Source organism: Spirosoma flavus (assembly GCF_054778555.1).
Map to the genome: position 1 here is coordinate 225182 of NZ_BAAGZL010000001.1, position 20474 is coordinate 245655.

General features: G+C 45.8%; 11 protein-coding genes. All 11 read left to right on the top strand.

The features are described 5' to 3' along the window. The first annotated feature begins 18 nt into the window (after positions 1 to 18). The 11 genes from ACYVF1_RS00880 to ACYVF1_RS00930 all read left to right on the top strand — a co-directional run bounded on the left by ACYVF1_RS00880 (position 19) and on the right by ACYVF1_RS00930 (position 20471). On the top strand, positions 19 to 1086 hold the full coding sequence (locus ACYVF1_RS00880; protein ID WP_461074658.1) for a FecR family protein: 1068 nt from the start codon (positions 19 to 21) through the stop codon (positions 1084 to 1086). A 239-nt stretch (positions 1087 to 1325) separates the two neighbouring features. Then, the gene (locus ACYVF1_RS00885) at positions 1326 to 4790 is read left to right on the top strand and encodes a TonB-dependent receptor (protein ID WP_461074660.1); all 3465 of its coding nucleotides are present in this window, start codon (positions 1326 to 1328) and stop codon (positions 4788 to 4790) included. Positions 4791 to 4804: 14 nt separating this feature from the next. Then, positions 4805 to 6619: a RagB/SusD family nutrient uptake outer membrane protein gene (locus tag ACYVF1_RS00890; RefSeq protein WP_461074662.1), complete on the top strand. Its 1815-nt coding sequence runs from the start codon at positions 4805 to 4807 to the stop codon at positions 6617 to 6619. Positions 6620 to 6736: 117 nt separating this feature from the next. Then, positions 6737 to 9253: a glycosyl hydrolase 115 family protein gene (locus tag ACYVF1_RS00895; protein WP_461074664.1), complete on the top strand. Its 2517-nt coding sequence runs from the start codon at positions 6737 to 6739 to the stop codon at positions 9251 to 9253. A gap of 4 nt (positions 9254 to 9257) precedes the next feature. Further along, positions 9258 to 11204 carry a sialate O-acetylesterase gene (locus ACYVF1_RS00900; protein ID WP_461074666.1) on the top strand — a complete coding sequence of 649 codons (1947 nt, stop codon included), beginning with the start codon at positions 9258 to 9260 and terminating at the stop codon, positions 11202 to 11204. A gap of 23 nt (positions 11205 to 11227) precedes the next feature. Then, entirely contained in the window at positions 11228 to 12778 is a 1551-nt protein-coding gene (locus tag ACYVF1_RS00905; protein ID WP_461074668.1) for a glucuronyl esterase domain-containing protein, read from the top strand. Positions 12779 to 13113: 335 nt separating this feature from the next. Continuing rightward, positions 13114 to 13548 carry a response regulator gene (locus ACYVF1_RS00910; protein WP_461074670.1) on the top strand — a complete coding sequence of 145 codons (435 nt, stop codon included), beginning with the start codon at positions 13114 to 13116 and terminating at the stop codon, positions 13546 to 13548. 60 nt (positions 13549 to 13608) lie between these two features. Next, entirely contained in the window at positions 13609 to 14025 is a 417-nt protein-coding gene (locus ACYVF1_RS00915; RefSeq protein WP_461074672.1) for a response regulator, read from the top strand. A 346-nt stretch (positions 14026 to 14371) separates the two neighbouring features. Then, on the top strand, positions 14372 to 15451 hold the full coding sequence (gene dinB / locus ACYVF1_RS00920) for a DNA polymerase IV (protein ID WP_461074674.1): 1080 nt from the start codon (positions 14372 to 14374) through the stop codon (positions 15449 to 15451). Positions 15452 to 15971: 520 nt separating this feature from the next. Next, the gene (locus ACYVF1_RS00925; RefSeq protein WP_461074676.1) at positions 15972 to 17252 is read left to right on the top strand and encodes a c-type cytochrome; all 1281 of its coding nucleotides are present in this window, start codon (positions 15972 to 15974) and stop codon (positions 17250 to 17252) included. Positions 17253 to 17357: 105 nt separating this feature from the next. Further along, positions 17358 to 20471 carry a TAT-variant-translocated molybdopterin oxidoreductase gene (locus ACYVF1_RS00930; protein ID WP_461074678.1) on the top strand — a complete coding sequence of 1038 codons (3114 nt, stop codon included), beginning with the start codon at positions 17358 to 17360 and terminating at the stop codon, positions 20469 to 20471. Positions 20472 to 20474: the final 3 nt, after the last annotated feature.

Genomic DNA, 20474 nt, shown 5'->3' on the forward strand with positions numbered 1-20474 from the left:
AATAGTAGAAAAGTACCAATGTATCCGCCCCCCGAACAATTTTCAACGGTTGAAGACTTTTTAGAAAACGACGCTTTTCGGGCGTGGGTTAAAGAACGTAGGCCAGAAGATCAAGCTTATTGGCAGCAGTGGCTGGCTCAAAATCCCGATAAAAGGGATTTGTACGAACAAGCTGTTGCTACGTTACTGGTAATTCAGGGCAAACAACTTGAACTTTCAGATCTACAGAAACGAGATAGTTCAGAGAGAATCTTAGATCATCTCTCCACACATACTACGTTCGTAAGGCAATTGTGGCAGTGGGGACGTTGGGCGGCCGCAGCTGCAGTGATCGGTGTTGTTGTTTGGTGGCAAACTGATCAAGTAAATTCCAGCCAATACGTACCTGCAACTGAACGTTACGTGATCCAGCAAAACGATCAGGAGTGGAAAATTGTAAAGAACGTAACGGGGCAATCATTGGTGGTGCTGTTGCCCGACAATTCTTCGGTTCTGCTGTCAACGGGTAGCCAAATACGTTTCCATAAACAGGACAACCACAACCTTCGGGAAGTGTATTTGCAAGGGGAAGGTTTTTTTGAAGTGGCCAAAAACCCGGCTAAGCCCTTTCTGGTGTACACGTCCAGTCTGACCACTAAAGTGTTGGGAACCAGCTTTCAGGTGCGTTCCTTTGCCAAAGAATCATCGGCCGTTGTGAAGGTGAAGACAGGTAGAGTTTCGGTTACTCCGGTCGACTCGCCTGATCAGACGGTTTTACTCGTAAAGGACGAACAGCTTAACCTGGAAACCAGAACGGAAAAGGTTGTCAAACGTGAGATCGTTACGTCAAAAGAAAGCTCGTCTGCTATTATTAATCAGCAATTTAGCTTCGAATTTACGCCTGTTCCTGATGTATTTGATCAACTGGAATCTAGTTATCACATGCCGATTCAATATGATCGGCAGCTGCTCACTAACTGCACGTTTACCGGACAACTCAATGATGTGCCTTTCCTGGAGAAAATTCGGCTTATCTGTCTGACTATTGAAGCAAAATTTGAAATCGTTAATAACCAGTTGATTATTCAAAGTCATGGCTGCAATTAATTTTCTCGTCACCACTTAATCTAGCGATCGCCTATGCTCTGAACCCCATTTTCTTTTTAAAATGAAAAAGCGATAGTGCTACCAACACTACCGCTTTGAATCCCCTAAATGTGCCAGGTAAACACATCATATCTCTGTGATAGAGAAGGGGTTGTTTTTTGCCATTTCTTCCTAAAATAACAAAAACGCATAAATGTATGCATTACCTTTCCATTAACCGCAATGTTTGGATCAGGATTATGAAAATCACAAGCCTGCAAATTTTGCTAGCCTTTGCGCTGACCCATGTTGGCTTTGCTTCTGATGGTATGGCGCAGGAACTTCTGAGTCGACGGGTTACTATTTCAGCCCAAAATGAAGATGTTGAAGTGACGATTCGGCGGATTGAAAAACAAGCGAACGTCCAGTTTCTGTTTAGTCGTGAAATCATTCAGTCGAAGCGAAAAATTAGTTATCAGGCTAAAAATGAACAGCTCTCGCAAGTACTGGATCATATTCTGGCGCCACTTGATTTGATTTATGAAGTTGTGGGTCAGCAGATTGTGATAAAACGAACGGTTGCTCCGGCGTCGCAGCTTCTGCAGAACGCTTCCACCGAAATCAATATGGGCGCCGTTGCCGATAAACAAATAACGGGGCGCGTGACGAGTGAAAATGGAGAAGGTTTACCAGGGGTGAATATCCAGATAAAAACCACAACGCGCGGCACAACCACAGACGGAAACGGAAATTATAGAATCGCTATTCCCGATGAAGCGGGCACAGTACTGGTTTTCTCGTTTATTGGCTATGCTACACAAGAAGTAGCCGTAGGAAATCAATCGGTAATAAACGTTACGTTGACTGCTGATGACAAAACGCTCAATGAAGTAGTCGTGGTGGGTTACGGTACGCAGCGCAAACGGGACGTAACGGGTGCGGTGGCTTCGGTCAGCGAAACTGTTTTACGTGAAGTGCCTGCTCCAAATTTGGTCAATCAGTTAAAGGGTCGCGCGGCTGGGGTTTCTATTGTCAGCAATGGTACTACACCTGGTTCGCAGGGGCAGATTCGAATTCGGGGAAACCGAACGCTGACCACCAGTTCCAGCGGGAGCGATGGTTTGGATGGTCCACTGGTTGTGGTAGATGGCATTCCCTATGGCGGACTCAATGATATAAACCCGGATGATATTGTAAATCTGGAAATCCTGAAAGATGCTTCGGCAACGGCTATTTATGGGTCGAGAGGGGCCGGCGGGGTGATTTTGATCACTACAAAACGCGGAAAAGTAGGTAAACCGGTATTCAGCTACGATGGCTACCATGGCGTTACGACCATTATGGGAAAATACAACGTAATGAATGGTCAGGAATACGCCCAGTTTAAAGATGATGCGGCCAAATACAACCGTACGGCGCCCGGTACGTCGTCTTACCCGCTTACCCAAAAAGAAAAAGATGCCCTGGCGGCCGGTATCTCGACCGACTGGCAAGGCTTGCTTTACAAACCCGGCTTTATGACAAACCATCAACTCAGCATGACGGGCGGAGTTGAAAATACGCAGTATTCATTGGGATTGGGTTATTTCAACGAAACAGGGATTATCCCCAGCCAGGATTTCACCCGTGTTAACATTCGGGCAACGCTTGATCAGCGGATTGGCAAACGTATCAAAGTCGGCTTGAACACGCTGAATACGTTAACGTATCAAAATACGCCGGGTGGGGGTGGCATTCCGGGTGGATTGGTACGCTTAACCCCGTTGGCTGCGCCTTACAATGCAGACGGAAGCGTAAATTTATTTCCAGCTGAGGGTTCGATTGATGCCGCTACCATTAGTCCGTTGACAATCAATACCAAGAGAGATTCGTATCTGGGTCGTACGCGATCACTACGTACCTTCAACAGCCTCTACGCTGAATTATCTATTCTGCCCGGTTTGCGTTATCGGTTTAATGCGGGTTTGAATTTCAGCCATTCGAACTACAATGGCTACAATGGCCCACTTACTTATTTCAATACGGCAACCGTACAGTCATCATCGAACGCTGAGATCAGTAATACCGAATATTGGGATGTCAACCTACAACACTTATTGTACTACGATAAAACAATAGGAAAGCACAAATTTGGTGTTACCGGTCTGTATGAGATTACCAAAAACCATTCGTTAGGAAGCCGATTTACAATAACTGGTGTTCCGGCGGATTACATCAAAACGTCAAATTTTTCGCTGGCGTCCGGTACTCCCGTGGCCAATTCTGACTTTGGTAATTCCTTTTCTGAACTTGGTCTGCTTTCGTACATGGGTCGTGTAAACTATAGTTACAACGACCGCTATTTGTTGACGTTAACGCTACGTCGAGATGGTTCTTCTACGTTATCGCCGGGAAATCAATATTTTAACTATCCAGCTATCGGTGCTGGCTGGAACGTAATCGAAGAGTCGTTTATGAAGGAGGCTGCTTTCATATCGAACCTGAAATTACGGGGGAGCTGGGGTTTATCCGGAAACAGAAACGTGGGTGCTTATGCTACGTTAGGCGCGTTATCGGCTGGCTATTACAATTTCGGTACGAGTACTGCCGGTCAGCAGTTGGCTTATACCGTTACGAGTTTACCGGCTACGGGTCTGGGTTGGCAATCTACATCCCAAATCGATATCGGGGTTGATTTTGGTTTCCTGAATAGCCGGATTACAGGTTCTGTCGATTGGTATCATCAGCAAACAAAGGATATTCTTTTGTCAGTACCGCTGCCGCCTAGCAATGGTGCTGGTTCGACGCTAAAAAACTTAGGGAGAACAGAAGGCAAAGGTTTAGAAACAGCGCTGACATTTGAGATTCTTAGAAACCCGGGCGGCTTTAACTGGACTGCCGACGTTACGTATTTCTTTAATCGGGAAAAAATTACGCAGCTCACTACACCAACCGAACAATCGAATATCGGAGCCGGATGGTTTGTTGGGCAACCGCTTTCGGTAATTTATGACTACAAGAAAATCGGTATCTGGCAAACCGCCGATAAGGAAAATGGTACGTTGGCTAAACAAACGTCACCAGTTCAGTATCCCGGCCAGATCAGAGTAGAAGATATAAACGGAGACGGAAAAATTGATGCCAACGACCGGCAGATTCTTGGCAATTTCCAGCCTTCCTGGGAAGGCGGTTTCACGAACCGGTTCAGTTTCAAAAACTTCGATCTGTCGATTGTTACGTATGCCCGGATGGGTATGAAAGTAATCGTACCTTATCTAACGGGTAATTCGACCGGTTCGGGCGGGTTTGCGTTCTTCAATCAGGCGCGGGTGAACCAGGTGAAAGTTGACTACTGGACCGAAACAAACCCAACCAATGCTTATCCGGCACCCGATGCCGGTGGAGCCGTAGCCTGGTTTGGATCGACGTTGGGTTATTATGATGGCTCGTTCATCAAGTGCAGAAGCATCAACCTGGGCTACACATTTTCCAGCGAGTTAATTAAAAAAATTGGTATGAACTCCGCCCGGATTTATTTCAATGCCACCAACCCGTTTATTATTTATTCGCCACTGGTTAGTCAGAATCTAGCTGTAGATCCGGAAGGGAATAGTTATGCGAGTGGTACGTCGACTCTGAACCCGCAGAATGCCAGCGAACGCGGAACGCCAGAACGCCAGATTGCCGTGAACCTGAACAACCCTCCCGTACGCCAATTCACGCTTGGGGTAAATCTTAAATTCTAACCTTTGATACGACGATGAAAACCATAAAAGTTCTGGCCATACTGAGTTTCACAGCGTTACTCAGCACGGGCTGCGAAAAAATATTAGAAGAAAGCCCACAATCTCAAATTGTGCCTTCTTATTTCAATACGCCTTCTGGCGTTCTGGGTGGCATTGCCGGCGTCTATAATGACATCCGCTCTCAGTGGGGCACCGAGGGGTTTACGGTAGAAATGCAGGCTGGTACAGACGACTTTATACAGGGTGCCAGTAGCGGAGGAGGGCCAGCGTATACGTATAACGGCCTGAATGGAAGCAATTTCGGCTCGGCCTGGGGTATCGCTTATCAGGACATCAATACGTTAAATGGCGTACTCAAATACGGCCAGACAACGGATTTGCCCGAGGCTACTCGAAAGCAATACCTGGCTCAGGCCAAGTTCTTACGGGGGTTCTGGTACTTTTACCTTGTGCAGACCTGGGGCGACGTACCGCTCAACACCGAGTTTATCACGGTGCCTTCGCAGGCGGCTTCCCGCCAGCCAGTAGCGCAGGTTTACGAGCAGATTATCAAAGATTTAACCGAAGCAGCCGCCGATCTGCCAAATCAGCCGACTACACCGTTTCTGGGTAAAGCCGCTACTAAGCCTGTTGCCCAACTGTTGTTAGCCAAGGCGTATCTGACTCGCGGCTGGCTCAATAATACAGCCGCCGATTTTACGCAAGCGGCTAGCCTTTGTGCCGATATTATTGCCAATAAGTCGACGTATGGCCTCGATCTGTGGCAGGACTTTGGCGATGCGTTTGTTCCGGCCAATGATTATGGCAAAGAAACCATGTTTGTCAGCGATCACATGCTCGATGCCAAATATGGTTACTATAAAGTTGGTTCTGGCGAAAGTGGTGGAGCTGCGAATAATCTGACGCCCTGGTATACAACCTGGAATTACCCCAACAACAGCGGAATCAATTCGTACAAAAGCGCGGCAGGGGCCTATGTGAACAGTGGTACGTCATTGATGATTCGGGATTCGCAATATGGGCGTCCTTACGTTCGTATGCGGCCAAATAGTGACAAGTGGACGACGGGTGCGAACGCGGGCAAGAATTACTTTCTGGATCAGGCGTTTACAAACCGGAATATCGATTCCCGGTTTATCAATTCGTTCTACACAGTCTATATTTCCAATACATCCGTTACTAACACAGCTACGGCTGCCAATAATAAACGGGGGATCGGTTACACAACGGTTGCGGGTGCCGATACGGCCGTTTGGATGCCTGATTTTGAAGTAGAAGGCGCGCCACAATTCATCGGTGCCCGGCCTTTTAAAGGCCTTGTTGTACCGCCCAGCTTGTGGGATAATACCATTTTTCCTTCACTGAAGAAATTCATGGACCCAAGCCGGGGCGCAAACTTCAACGATCCATCGACCCGCCCCTGTGTATTGTACCGTTTCGCCGACGTATACCTGACGGGTGCTGAAGCTTACTTGAAAGCTGGCGATGCAACCCGAGCTGCGGCTTTGCTTAACGTAGTACGTCAACGAGCTGCTTTCCGAAAAACCAATACAGCTGCTCAAAATACGGCGGCTGCCACTGCCATGACCGTTGCAGCCGCCGACGTAACAGTAGATTTTATCCTGGATGAACGTACTCGCGAACTGTTCGGCGAATGGCAGCGATGGCATGATCTGGTACGTACCCGTTCGCTGGTACGTCGCGTAAAAGCCTGGAACCGGGAAGCGGCTCCCTATATTCAGGATTTCCACATGCTACGTCCTATTCCGCAAACACAAATTGATCGGGTTGTTGAGGGACCAAAATTTCCGCAGAATCCTGGTTACTAACAGATTGAACGTAGTAAAAGCAGTTTGTGCAAGTGGCCGTTACGTTCGCTTACGCAAACTGCTTTTTTACGTTAGTTTATGATGCTTCGTATCTGAGCATAACAAACTGATTACTAAATGAACGCAACCACGAAACGAAACCTGATTATAGTCTTACTTCTTGTCTGTTCAGCTTCTGGCTGGGCGCAGGGTATTCTGGCTGATAAATCCTCGTTTGCTGTTACTGAGGCTGTCATTTATGTCGATAACAGCGAACCAGAACTTGTAAAAACAGCAGCAACGCTTTTGCAAAAGGATATTGAAGACGTAACTGGGAAAAAGATACCCGTCGTTACGTCGCTCAGTCAGGTACGTAGAAATCTCCTTGTTATCGGTACGGTTCAGCAGTCTGCGTTTTTAAAACAACTGGTTTCGCAGAAAAAGCTGAATACAAACGCAATCGATGGTCATTGGGAAGCCACGCTGCTGCAAACGATTAACAAGCCTATTCCGAACGTAGCGCAGGCGCTCATCATTGCGGGTAACGACCGGCGAGGAGCCGCTTATGGCGTATTTGAGTTGTCGAAACAAATCGGCGTTTCACCCTGGTATTGGTGGGCCGACGTACCGGTTGTAAAGCGAAAGGAGATTTTCATTAAAGAAAATATCAGCCTGACCAATGCCCCGAAAGTAAAGTATCGCGGCTTGTTCATTAACGATGAAGCACCGGCGCTCTCCGGCTGGACCAAGGAAAAATTCGGTGGCTTCAACCACAAATTCTACGAGAGGTTTTTTGAGTTAGTTCTTCGACTGAAAGGCAATTATGTCTGGCCTGCTATGTGGGGAAATGCCTTCTATGCAGACGATTCACTGAATATAAAAGCCGCCGATACGTATGGCGTAGTTATTGGTACGTCGCACCACGAGCCGCTCATGCGGGCGCACGATGAATGGCGACGCAGCGGTGGTGGACCGTGGAATTATGAAACCAACAAAGAAAAACTACAGCAATTCTGGCGGGATGGCATCCGGCGAGCGACCAATGAAAAGATCGTGAGCGTCGGTATGCGGGGTGATGGCGATGCGCCCATGTCCAGAGAAACAGCGACGGCACTTCTGGAACGTATCGTGGCCGATCAGCGCGACATTATTAGCAACGTAACGGGAAAACCGGCTGCCGAAACTCCGCAATTATGGGCGTTGTATAAAGAGGTGCAGGATTACTACGATAAAGGAATGCGCGTGCCCGACGACGTAACGCTGCTGCTTTCCGACGATAACTGGGGAAATCTCCGGAAACTGCCAAGGCTCGACGAAAAACCACGTAAAGGTGGCTACGGAATCTACTATCATTTCGATTATGTTGGCGGTCCACGTAATTACAAGTGGTTGAATACAAATCCACTACCCCGGATCTGGGAACAGATGCATCTGGCCTGGGCGTATAAAGTGCGGGATATCTGGATTGTTAACGTAGGCGATATCAAACCCATGGAATTTCCGATTTCATTCTTTCTGGACTACGCCTGGAATCCCGAAAAAATCGACGCTGATCAACTAATGACGTACACGGAAAAATGGGCGGCTGACCAGTTTGGGAAAGCAAACGCCAAGGAAATTGCTACGTTGCTGGCCAAATACGGAAAATATAATTCCCGACGAAAACCAGAATTGCTCGACGCCAATACGTATAGCCTGTCTACGGGCGAATGGAAAACAGTAGTTACTGATTATGCTAATCTTCTAAAAAAAGCGGAGGAAATAAACAACATTTTACCGGCTATGTATAAAGATGCCTATTTCCAGTTGGTACTGCATCCGATAAAAGCCTGTGCGAACCTGAATGCGATGTATTATAACGTAGCATTGAACAAGCAGGCGTATGCTAATAAATGGAAAGAGACAAATCAGTACGCCGATAAAGTAAAAGAACTGTATGTCAATGACTCGCTGATTACGCAGGAATACCATCAATTAAATAATGGCAAGTGGAATCACCTGATGAGCCAGACGCACATCGGCTATACGTACTGGCAGCAGCCTAATCACCAAAAGATGCCAACTATACAGTACATTCCGTCTGATTCAACGGTAGCTGTCAATGCTGTTCCAGTTGTAGAAGCCAAACGAGGCATTTCCATTGAAGCTGAGCAGTTTACCAAAGCGATCAGTACAAACAATATCACCTGGAAAGTTTTGCCCGATCACGGGAGAACCGGCTCGGCGATTACGCCTTTTCCGGTTACGGCCAGCGAACAGAAGCCAGGTGGTAATTCGCCACATCTTCAGTATGATATCGTTGTAGAAAAGGAGGGAGAGTTTTCGATCAATGCTTACTTTTCGCCTACGTTAAATTTTTTCCGAGATGAAAACGGTCTGCAATACGCTATGTCGGTAGATGAGGAGCAACCACAAATTGTCAGCTTAAACAAGGAAGATAAAACTAGCGATAAAGGGATATGGAATAAGTGGGTGTCGGAAAACATCATTATTAAATCTACTAGTCATAAAATCGCCAGGCCCGGAAAGCACACAGTAAAATTCTGGATGGTAAATCCCGGTGTTGTGTTGCAAAAGCTGGTGCTGGATTTTGGTGGATCGGAACCAACTTATCTTGGACCAGAGGTAACATCTGCAGGAAATTCCAAACCATAATCAAATGAAATCTGGATTTATTGTCGCCGTCGAAATGTATCTTCTCGGCCTGTTTCTGGCAATAGCGAACGTAGCACAGGCGCAGCTTCGTTTGCCTAAACTGATCAGCGATGGCATGGTTTTGCAACGGGACGTACCACTCAAGATTTGGGGATGGGCTGCTCCTGGCGAACGTATCACCGTGCGATTCAAGAATAAGAACTATAAAACGGTTACGGAAGCCAGGGGGCAATGGCAACTTGAATTACCAGCCCTGCCGTCGGGTGGTCCGTTTACGATGGAAATTAGTGGAAAAACGCAGCTTACTGTAAAGGATATTTTGATTGGTGATGTGTGGTTTTGTAGTGGACAGAGCAATATGGTGCACCAACTGAATATCCACGACGTTACGTATGCCAAAGACATTGCAGAAGCTAATTATCCGCAAATCCGGCAGTTCTGGATATCTACGTTAACTAATCTGCAAGGCCCGCAAAACGACCTTCCGAATGGCCAATGGAAATCAGCGGTTGGCGAAGACGTTCGACCATTTTCGGCGGTGGCTTATTTTTTCGCGAAGAAGATTCACGAGAAATATAAAATACCCGTCGGAATCATTAACGCCAGTGTGGGTGGTACGCCCATCGAAGCCTGGACGAGTGAAGAAGGACTTAAAGATTTCTCACCGCTAAAAGCGACCATCGAAAAAAACAAAGACACTACGTATATCAATGGCCTTCGGCGACAGACTACTACGTCAACTCGACCAGTTCCGCCGGTTGATTTGGGCTTGGCAGGCAATACCAAATGGTTCGACGTAGCGTATGCTCCCAAAGGCTGGCGGCCGATCAACGTACCGGGCTATTGGGAGGACCAGGGCGTTAAAGATTTGAATGGCGTCGTGTGGTATCGGAAAGAAATAGATATTCCTGCTTCAATGATGGGTAAGCCTGCCCGCGTGTTTCTGGGACGTATCGTTGATGCCGATGAACTGTATATCAACGGGAAATCAGTGGGACGCACTACGTATATGTACCCGCAACGCCGATATAACGTAGCGCCGGACGTATTGAAAGCTGGTAAGAACGTAGTGGTGGTACGTGTCACCAACAATGCTAGTAAAGGAGGCTTCGTGCCCGACAAACCTTATTGCATTTTCGCCGGGGCCGATACGGTTGATCTCAAAGGAACGTGGCAATACAAAGTAGGTACCGTTTATCGACCTGTAGCGGGCGGCAATTTCGGTGGTGGAATCAACGCGCAGAACCAGCCGACAGCCCTGTTTAATGCGATGGTTGCCCCGGAAATAAACTATGCGATCAAAGGATTTTGCTGGTATCAGGGCGAAAGTAATGCCGGTAAACCACAGGAATATACTACGTTGCTCCCAGCGCTAATCAGTGACTGGCGACGCCTATGGAAACAGGAAACATTGCCGTTTCTGTACGTCCAGCTTCCGGGTTTCATGGATTACAATTACCAGCCGTCGGAGAGTAGCTGGGCCGTGCTACGTGAAGCGCAGCTTAAAGCACTATCTGTACCCAATACGGCTATGGCCGTTGCCATCGATTTGGGCGAATGGAACGATATTCATCCTGATAATAAAAAATCGGTTGGCGAGCGACTAGCTTTGGCCGCTCTGAAAACGGCTTACAAGGAAAACCTGGTTTCGTCGGGACCATTGTATCAGTCGGCTGCTACTGAAGGCAACAAAATTGTCGTCAGGTTTACGAATACCGGTAGTGGTTTGGTTACCAGCGATGGCGAAGACTTAAGCGAGTTTGCCATTGCTGGTTCAGATAAAAAATTCGTCTGGGCTAAAGCTCGGATAGAAGGAAGCAACGTAGTAGTCTGGAGTGATGAAGTGCCTACTCCTCAATACGTTCGCTACGCCTGGGCCGATAATCCGGTCAATCCGAATTTATCTAATAAAGAAGGCCTGCCAGCGTCCCCCTTCCGGACCGACCAATAAACCTTGCCTAATTCCCAACTACCATGCAAAAATACCTGGCTTTTGTTCTGCTGATTGTTCTTCCCTACGTAGCGGTTGCCCAGCAGGCTGTAATTGACAGTAGTAAATATCCTCGCTTGAAAACATTCACAGCTGCTGAAGACCAGGCGATTATGATGCAACAGTTGGGCATCAAAAAGTTAAGACCCGGACCAAGCGGTAATGAATCTGCGCCTAATCATGCTAATTATGATGAGTCTCAGGCTGATCCCTGTCCACAATTGCCGGACGTATTAACCACTAAGAATGGCAAAAAAGTAACTACTCCCGAACAGTGGTGGCAGGTACGTCGCCCGGAAATTATTGAGGATTTTGAACGGGAGATGTATGGCCGGGTGCCAAAGAACGTACCGAAAGTGACCTGGATCACCAAAGTGACCGATAATGAAATGGTGGGCCGGATTCCGGTAGTGGCGAAGCAGTTGATTGGTCGGGTCGATAACAGCGAATACCCGCTCATAAACGTCAATATCAACATGGTGTTGGTTCTGCCTCAGAACGTAAAAGGCCCAGTGCCGGTCCTGATGATGTTTGGCTTTCTCCCACCGACGTTGCCTGCACCGGCACAACCTTCACTGGCCGATATGGAGAAGATCAATGCTACGTTCAAAGACATGATGATTAAGCAAAATCCGGAAATGAAGGCCATTTTTGATAAATATCCGGCTTATGCGCCCATCACCCGATTACCCGGCCCTAACTTCTTTGCGCCTGCGCCAACCGGCGATTCACCCCCAACCGAGCAATTGCTGGCTGCTGGCTGGGGTTATTGCACACTGGAAACAGGAAGTATACAAGCCGATAATGGTGCTGGACTGACGCGAGGAATTATCGGGTTAGTAAACAAAGGTCAGCCTCGTAAACCTGAAGATTGGGGATCGCTGAGAGCCTGGGCGTGGGGAGCCTCACGCGCGCTGGATTATTTAGAAACCGAACCCCTAGTGAATGCTAAACAAGTTGGTATTGAAGGCGTTTCGCGGTACGGAAAAGCGGCACTGGTCACAATGGCATTCGATCAGCGGTTTGGGCTGGGACTAATTGGCTCATCAGGCAAGGGCGGCACTACGTTACAGCGTCGAGTATTTGGCGAAGCAGTCGAAAGCCTTGCTGGTAGTGGCGAGTATCACTGGATGGCAGGTAATTACTTAAAATATGCTACGGAGGAATCGTCTTTTGGAAGGAAAACAGGCTGCGATCTTCCGGTTGATTCGCATGAATTAATAGCGCTTTGCGCGCCACGACCAACCTTCATTAGTTATGGAATACCCGAAAAAGGAGATGCTAAGTGGCTCGATCAAACCGGAAGTTACAAGGCTACGGTTGCGGCTGGATCAGTATTCAAACTGTTGGGAGCAAGAGATTTAGGTGTGAGTAACGAGTATAATTCTGAAAAAATGCCACCTGTGTTAACCGGCCTGATGGATGGCGAACTGGCCTGGAGACAACATGATGGCGGTCATACGGACGTCCCCAATTTTCAATATTTTATCCCCTGGGCCAATAAAGAGATTAAATACGAACGGGCTAATAAATAAAACTACGTAAATAATAGCTAAGTCGACGTAGCGCTGATGCGTGAGGCTTCAAATTAGCTATTGCTAACATTATTGATCAAATGTAGCATCATACTCATTTTGACTATTTGCCTAAACTAGTACGTATATTATATATAAGGAGTACTTTTTAACTTTTTGCCTGTTCGAGGCCACCTTTTTAAGGTTTCGTACGAAATTTGTAATTTTACACTCAGCTACTAGCTCAATTACTTATTGAGTTGATTTTTCTTAGGACCTAAGCGTTTAATATAGGTTTATAAAATCGTAGCAATCACACCTTTAGAGGTCAGTAACTCCAGTTTTTCTAAGCGTTCATGCAAGCTGAAACACCTATTCTAATTTTGCTGGTTGATGACGAGCCACCTGTTATTGACATACTAAGTCGGGTGGGTCAGCAAATTTTCCCCGAAGCTCAGTTCATTAGTACAGAATCGCCACAGGAAACGCTTAACTGGCTGGCAGATAAATCGCGTCAACAGCCTCAGTTGATTCTATTGGACATTGACCTGCACCAATCGCTTAACGGGATCGAGTTGATTCCCCAAATACGTTCGTTGACTAACAATCAGGTTCCTATTGTTATGTTTACCATCTCAGATTCTAAATCTGATGTTCGACGTGCATACGAAGCTGGCGCGGTAGCTTATACTCAAAAACCTAGCAATATGGAAAGCTGGCGAGAATACGTGGATATCCTGAAACGATTCTGGTACAAAACCAGCCGACTTCCAGGATTGCCTGAGGATTAGTAGATACTATAAGTTCACCTTGGCAATGTAACTGTTCTACTAAAAAACTTGAGCATATAGATGTTTCTGATTATCCTCATTGATGACGATCCACTGTTACTGGGCATTATCGAGCGAGCGGCTAGCTTATCCTTTCCCGAAGCTTATTTTAAACAGTTGAACAGCCTTGAGCAGGCTAAAGAGTACTTCGACAATCCAGAAAACTTATTACCAAAGCTAATACTATTAGATATTGGCTTACCTGATAATGAGACGGGTATTGGGCTACTGAATAGTTTACGTGACAATAAAATCACGTATATAACTCCCATTATCATGTTGACTAATAATGATTCGAGTATAATCATTCAAGAGTCTTACAATTCGGGAGCAAGCTCCTATATTCTAAAACCAGATTCATTGGTTAAATGGAAAGAACAGCTTAGTATTTTAAGAGCATATTGGCTGCAAACCGTTACGCTTCCACCTAAAGACTAGCCAATATAGAAGTCTGTTTGGTAACTGTTCCTCACTTTTATTCTTGTCGATTCTTTCTTCAGCCAGACATATAAGTTTTGTCCGGTTGCTATTATTTGAACATGACCTTCTCAGCATGTAAGTGGGTTGATTATATTTTAAAAAGATTATCAGGCCTCGATTAACTTTTTATGAAGATATTAGACTGAGCGGTTTGAACATTCATAAACGGCTTCAAAATCAGTGCTATCAGTATGTCGGAGGGTAACGAAAAGTTGAGGTGCTTTCTGTAGATTGACGTATTTCTGATTTCACTTAGGTGAGTGAGTTGAGGTAATTTCCCTACTTTGTTAACCGTCTGTCTATCATGCAACAGGCTGATAATCGCAAAATTATTCACATCGATATGGATGCTTTTTATGCATCGGTCGAGCAACGCGATAATCCTGACCTGCGCGGCAAGCCCCTAGCTGTGGGCGGTTCTTCTCTCCGCGGTGTAGTAGCTGCTGCCAGTTACGAAGCGCGACAGTTTGGCGTTCGTTCGGCAATGGCCTCTACCTTGGCACTACGGAAATGCCCCAGCCTGATTTTTGTCAAGCCACGATTTGATGTATATAAAGCTGTGTCTGCTCAGATACGCGCAATCTTTGCCCGGTTTACCCCTCTCATCGAACCCTTGTCCCTTGACGAAGCCTATCTGGATGTGACCGATTGCTTAGACGTAGAGGAAACGGCTACCCAACTCGCCCAGACGATTAAAGATCTTATCAAACAGGAGACGAATTTGACCGCGTCAGCAGGTGTGTCTTATAATAAGTTTCTGGCCAAACTTGCCTCAGATTATCTCAAACCAGATGGCTTATTTGTCATTAAGCCCCATCAGGGCCCTCCTTTTGTTGAAAGCTTACAGGTTGGCCAATTTCATGGTATTGGTCAGGTGACAGCTACCCGTATGAATCAACTGGGTATATTCACCGGGTTAGACCTAAGGGCGCAGAGTGAAGCGTTTTTAGTAGAACACTTTGGTAAAGTCGGTCACCATTATTACCATATTTCACGGGCCATCGATATGCGGGCGGTCACCCCTGATCGGGAACGTAAATCAGTGGGCTCAGAAACTACTTTTGAGCGGGATTTAGATGAGCAGGCAGATTTTGAAAATGCTTTACAGCCGCTGGTAGCTGACGTGTGGCAGTACTGTGAACGGACGAATATATTAGGCCGGACAGTAACAATAAAGGTGAAATTTGCCGATTTTCAGCAAGTCACTCGCAGTCGAACGCCAGTTTATCCCTTAACTCAAGAATCGACTTTGTTACAGTTGGCTATGGATTTACTAGGAACCCTACGGCCCTTATCGAAAGGTATTCGGCTTTTAGGTGTGTCTCTTTCTAACTTTCATACTAAGGAGGTAAAACCAGGCACACAACTTACGTTATCTATCTAATAAAAGCGGGTATTACAGGACAGAAGTAGATCATTGACTAGTGCAGTTTATCACCTGACATTATAAAATATAAAATGATAGACTTAGTTATAATTATATACAAAGCTATAAATATAAAAAAATAGTATAATTAAAGACTTGCTTGCAGATCAGATGTACATTGCAAAACCCAGCTCCATAGCAATCACTCAGATTCAGATTACAGTTAAATGGTTGATGTTCCCCATATTTTCTAGTTACTACCCCTAATCGGATTATCGGCCTTAACTTATATCTCTTTGGAAATTTCCAAGAAAAATAGAAATGTCGTCATTTTAGTAATACTTATATCAGAGTATTGGCAAAATGGCATTTTTTGTGGTTAAAATGCTTAACTGGGAGTAATGTTTACGTAATCAACATAACTACAAGCTTTGGCTTAATTAGAAACGATATAAATAAAAAACAGGGAAACAACAACTTTTGCCTATACAGTAATCGTGTCGTACTTTTGGACGCTGATAAATAAGTATTAGTGATTATGTTGATTCACTCGAATAATAAAGTTCATACAATGAGTCGTTTATACAAGCTTTGCGGAGCTATTGTTCTTTTGCTTGGGCTATTGGTTGCCAATAGTCAGGTGAAAGCACAGGATGCGGCTCCTGCAGGTGGAGCGGACGCAGAAAAAGGGAAAACATTATTTACCAACAACTGCGCCCAATGCCACTCTGTAACGGCCGATAAGGTTGTAGGTCCTGGCTTAAAAGGGATTCGGGACCGGGCGCCAGGTGGCGATTGGCTGCATAAGTGGATTAGAAACTCTTCAGCACTTATTGCATCTGGAGACCAATACGCAAACCAGGTTTTCAACGCGAATGGTAAAATTCAAATGTCAAGCTTCCCAAGTCTGTCTGACGCTGACATTGATGGAATTCTAGCATATATTGACCAGGCAGGTAAGCCCACTACACCTACTGTTGGGGGAGAGCAAGGAGGCTCCGTTCCTGTGACGACAACAGCTTCTTCAGGTCCATCGGAGATGTTTACGGTTGTATTGGTTGCTTTATTAGTTGTAATGTTATTAGTACTCGGTGTGCTGCTGGTTATCGTAACTATCCTGTCGAAAGCTGTTTCGCCTGTTACGACTACTGATGGTACGCAGGTACCTTCTGCTTTCGGCCAAAAACTAAAAACCGGGCTATCGAATGCATTCAACAATCCGACGCTACGTTCAATTGTTATCTGGCTATTCCTGTTGGTAGCAGCCAAAGAAACAATTGACGGAGCTTATGGTGTAGGTATCCAACAAGGTTACGCTCCCAAACAGCCTATTGCCTACTCGCACAAGCTTCATGCGGGTCAATACAAAATTGACTGTAATTACTGCCATACAGGTGCTCAGAAGGGTAAGAGTGCGACTATTCCAGCCGCTAACATCTGTATGAACTGCCACGGTGTTATTAAGAAAGAGTCGCCGGAAATTCAAAAGATTTACGCAGCTATCGAAAATAATCGGCCAATTGAGTGGATTCGGGTTCATAATCTACCCGATTTGGCGTATTTCAACCACGCGCAACACGTAAATGTAGGTAACGTAGCGTGCCAAACCTGCCACGGCGAAATCGAGAAGATGGAAGTGGTAGAAGCGCGTTCATCGCTAACGATGGGCTGGTGTATCGACTGTCACCGCCGTACGGATGTCAATACAAAAGACAATGCGTACTATGACAAACTTGTGGCTCTACATCGGAAAGAAAGCAAAGATCCGTTGAAAGTGGCCAATATTGGTGGTCTGGAATGTTCTAAATGTCACTACTAATATTCAATGTATAATGGTTAATGAATAGTGTCTAAAGATTCGGTTAACAGTGTTCATTTGACATTCTACATTATTTAATCATAACCATTGCCGCATACAACACGCATGGAAAATACATCTAAACGGTATTGGAAAGGGGTCGAAGAATTACGTAACGACGCTACGTTCGTAAAGAACGCAAATAGCGAATTTGCTAATCCTGACCTAAGCGAGTCGTCAAGTGATCTGGATGGTCTGCTTGGTGGTTCGAATACCCAACGCCGTGACTTTCTTAAAGTAATGGGTTTTGGTATGGCCGCCGTTTCGCTAGCCGCTTGTGAAACGCCGGTACACAAAGCCATTCCTTATATTAATAAACCTGAGTTTACGTTTCCTTCCATCTCTGATTATTATGCATCTACATTCAGTGAGGGGGGAGATTATACTGCCATTTTAGTTGAAACCCGTGAAGGGCGGCCTATTAAAATTGAAGGCAACCCTTCTTCGAGTGTATCTAAAGGAGGTACAACGCCCCGTTCGCAGGCTTCAGTTTTATCTTTGTATGACATAGACAAACTGAAAGGTCCAAAACGTGGTGAAGCAGATATTGACTGGGCTACAGCTGACCGTGAAATTGTTAGTCAGCTAAATTCAGTTGCTGCCAAGGGGGGGGCTATTCGGATTGTTACATCGACAATTCTGAGTCCAACCACTAAAGCTGTAGTTGCTGATTTTATTGCCAAATACCCAACAGCTAGCCACATTACATATGATGCCAATTCTGTTTTCGGTATCATGCAGGCTAACCAAGCTTCTTTTGGTAAAGCAGTTATTCCGTCCTACGATTTTGGTAAAGCACAAACCATTGTAGGAATCGGTGCTGATTTCTTAGGTACATGGGTTGCTCCAATCGAGTATATGGGCGGATATGTAAAAGGCCGTCAAGTAGGTGCGATTGGTGGTGGCAAGAAAACCATGTCGCGGCATTATCAGTTTGAGACAGGGCTTTCATTAACGGGCGCCAATGCTGATTATCGTTCGGCAATTAAACCGTCACAAGAGGGCCTGGTTGTAGCGGCACTTTACAATAAAGTGGCTGCTAAAGTTGGCGGCACTGCAATCAGTACGCCGTCGATAGACGTTCCGAACCTAGATAAGGCTGCTACTGATCTGGCTAATTCACGAGGAAAAGCTTTAGTTGTTTCTGGTTCGAACGATCCGAATGTACAGATTGTCGTTAACGCTCTAAATAACCTGCTGGGTAGCTACGGTGTAACTATCGACCTGAACTCTCCGGTTAATTATCGGCAAGGTAATGATCAGAAGATGAACGCCTTTATTGACGAAGCGAAAAGTGGTCGGGTGGGTGCTGCGCTGTTCTTTGCGTCGAACCCAGTTTATGATCATCCGCGTGGTTCTGAATTGGCAGAAGCATTACCTAAGATTCAATTATCTATTTCATTCGCTGACCGAGCTGACGAAACCGCTTCGCTGACCAAGTATATTACTCCTGCACCACACTTCCTTGAATGCTGGGGCGATGCTGAGCCCAAACCAGGGTACTATAGCCTTATGCAACCGGCCATTACCCATATTTTCAAAACTCGACAGTTTCAATCGAGTTTATTAACTTGGATAGGCAAATCAAACGATTACCAAACTTATCTGAAAAATTACTGGCGGACGACGCAATATCCAAAAGCTTCAGGATTTGCTTCATTTGATGCTTTCTGGGTGAAATGCTTAAATGACGGTGTGTTCGAACCTAACACGGGTGGTGCTGAAGCTGGGGGTGCCTCTTTCACAGGCAACGTAACGCAGGCGGCAACTGGCATCGCTCAACGTTATAAGCCAACAACAGGCATGGAAGTGTGTCTGTATGAAAAAATTGGTGTAGGTACTGGTGCAATGGCCAATAACCCATGGCTGCAGGAATTGCCTGACCCAGTTTCAAAAGCATGCTGGGACAATTACGCGGCTATTTCGCAAAAGACTGCCAAAGATTTAAACATCGCTCAGAATGATTTAGTGACAGTAACGGTCAATGGTAAGTCGGTTGAATTGCCAGTATTAGTTCAGCCTGGTCAGGCGGACAACACGGTTTCTATTGCTATTGGCTATGGCCGCGAAAAAGCTGGTAAATCAGCTAATGGCGTTGGCAAAAACGTTTATCAGTTTGTAAGTCTTGTTGGTGGCTATGCTACGTATGCAGCCTTCAATGCAAAGGTTGAGAAAGCAAGCGGTTCTCACGAAATAGCTCAAACCCAGACCCATGACACGGTAATGGGGCGGAAAGCGGTATTGCAGGAAACTGTTCTATCTCAATACGTAAAGAATCCGAAAGCTGGCCGATACGAACCACACGTAGAAACATCAAAAGGTCCTGTTGATCCGAATGATATTACGCTCTGGAATGGTTATGGAAAACCCAACCATTCATGGGGTATGGTTATTGACCTTAACTCCTGTTTAGGATGTGGTACATGTATCGTAGCCTGTAACGCAGAAAATAACATTCAGGTAGTGGGCCGGAAAGAAGTAATCAGACGTCGTGAGATGCACTGGCTTCGTATTGATCGGTACTACAGCAGTGACGCCGAGGTAGATGATTATTCAGGCTTAGAAGTGGCATCGGCAAATCCCGAAGTTACATTCCAGCCGATGCTATGCCAGCATTGTAGCAACGCCCCCTGCGAAACAGTTTGCCCGGTTTTGGCAACAACGCATAGCACAGAGGGTCTTAACCAAATGACCTATAATCGCTGTATTGGCACACGTTATTGTGCTAATAACTGTCCTTATAAAGTACGTCGTTTCAACTGGTTTAAATATTTTGACAATGATAATTTCGATTATCATTTTAACAATGACCTTGGTAAAATGGTCATTAATCCAGACGTAACGGTGCGTTCGAGAGGGGTTATTGAAAAGTGCTCATTCTGTGTGCAACGTATTCAGGAAAGTAAGCTGACAGCAAAAAAAGAGCGTCGTAGACTAGCTCCTGATGAAGTACAGACGGCCTGTTCGCAAGCTTGTTCGACAGGAGCTATAATATTCGGTGATTTAAATAATCCTGAAAGCACTGTTTCGAAGATTCTAATGGCTGAACAGGATGGACGCGCTTTCCACGTACTTGAGGAAATTAACGTGAGACCACAAATCTCGTACCTGACTAAAATTCGCAATAAAGACGAAGAGCCTAAAGACAATAAAAACGCTCAGCAGGAATCACACGCTTAAAAG

Bases quoted from the DNA above. Each gene is read 5' to 3' on its own strand.
- ACYVF1_RS00895 (WP_461074664.1), top strand. From the start codon at position 6,737: ATGAACGCAACCACGAAACGAAACCTGATTATAGTCTTACTTCTTGTC.
- ACYVF1_RS00900 (WP_461074666.1), top strand. From the start codon at position 9,258: ATGAAATCTGGATTTATTGTCGCCGTCGAAATGTATCTTCTCGGCCTG.
- ACYVF1_RS00915 (WP_461074672.1), top strand. From the start codon at position 13,609: ATGTTTCTGATTATCCTCATTGATGACGATCCACTGTTACTGGGCATT.
- ACYVF1_RS00910 (WP_461074670.1), top strand. From the start codon at position 13,114: ATGCAAGCTGAAACACCTATTCTAATTTTGCTGGTTGATGACGAGCCA.
- ACYVF1_RS00930 (WP_461074678.1), top strand. From the start codon at position 17,358: ATGGAAAATACATCTAAACGGTATTGGAAAGGGGTCGAAGAATTACGT.
- ACYVF1_RS00890 (WP_461074662.1), top strand. From the start codon at position 4,805: ATGAAAACCATAAAAGTTCTGGCCATACTGAGTTTCACAGCGTTACTC.
- dinB (WP_461074674.1), top strand. From the start codon at position 14,372: ATGCAACAGGCTGATAATCGCAAAATTATTCACATCGATATGGATGCT.
- ACYVF1_RS00885 (WP_461074660.1), top strand. From the start codon at position 1,326: ATGAAAATCACAAGCCTGCAAATTTTGCTAGCCTTTGCGCTGACCCAT.
- ACYVF1_RS00905 (WP_461074668.1), top strand. From the start codon at position 11,228: ATGCAAAAATACCTGGCTTTTGTTCTGCTGATTGTTCTTCCCTACGTA.
- ACYVF1_RS00925 (WP_461074676.1), top strand. From the start codon at position 15,972: ATGTTGATTCACTCGAATAATAAAGTTCATACAATGAGTCGTTTATAC.
- ACYVF1_RS00880 (WP_461074658.1), top strand. From the start codon at position 19: ATGTATCCGCCCCCCGAACAATTTTCAACGGTTGAAGACTTTTTAGAA.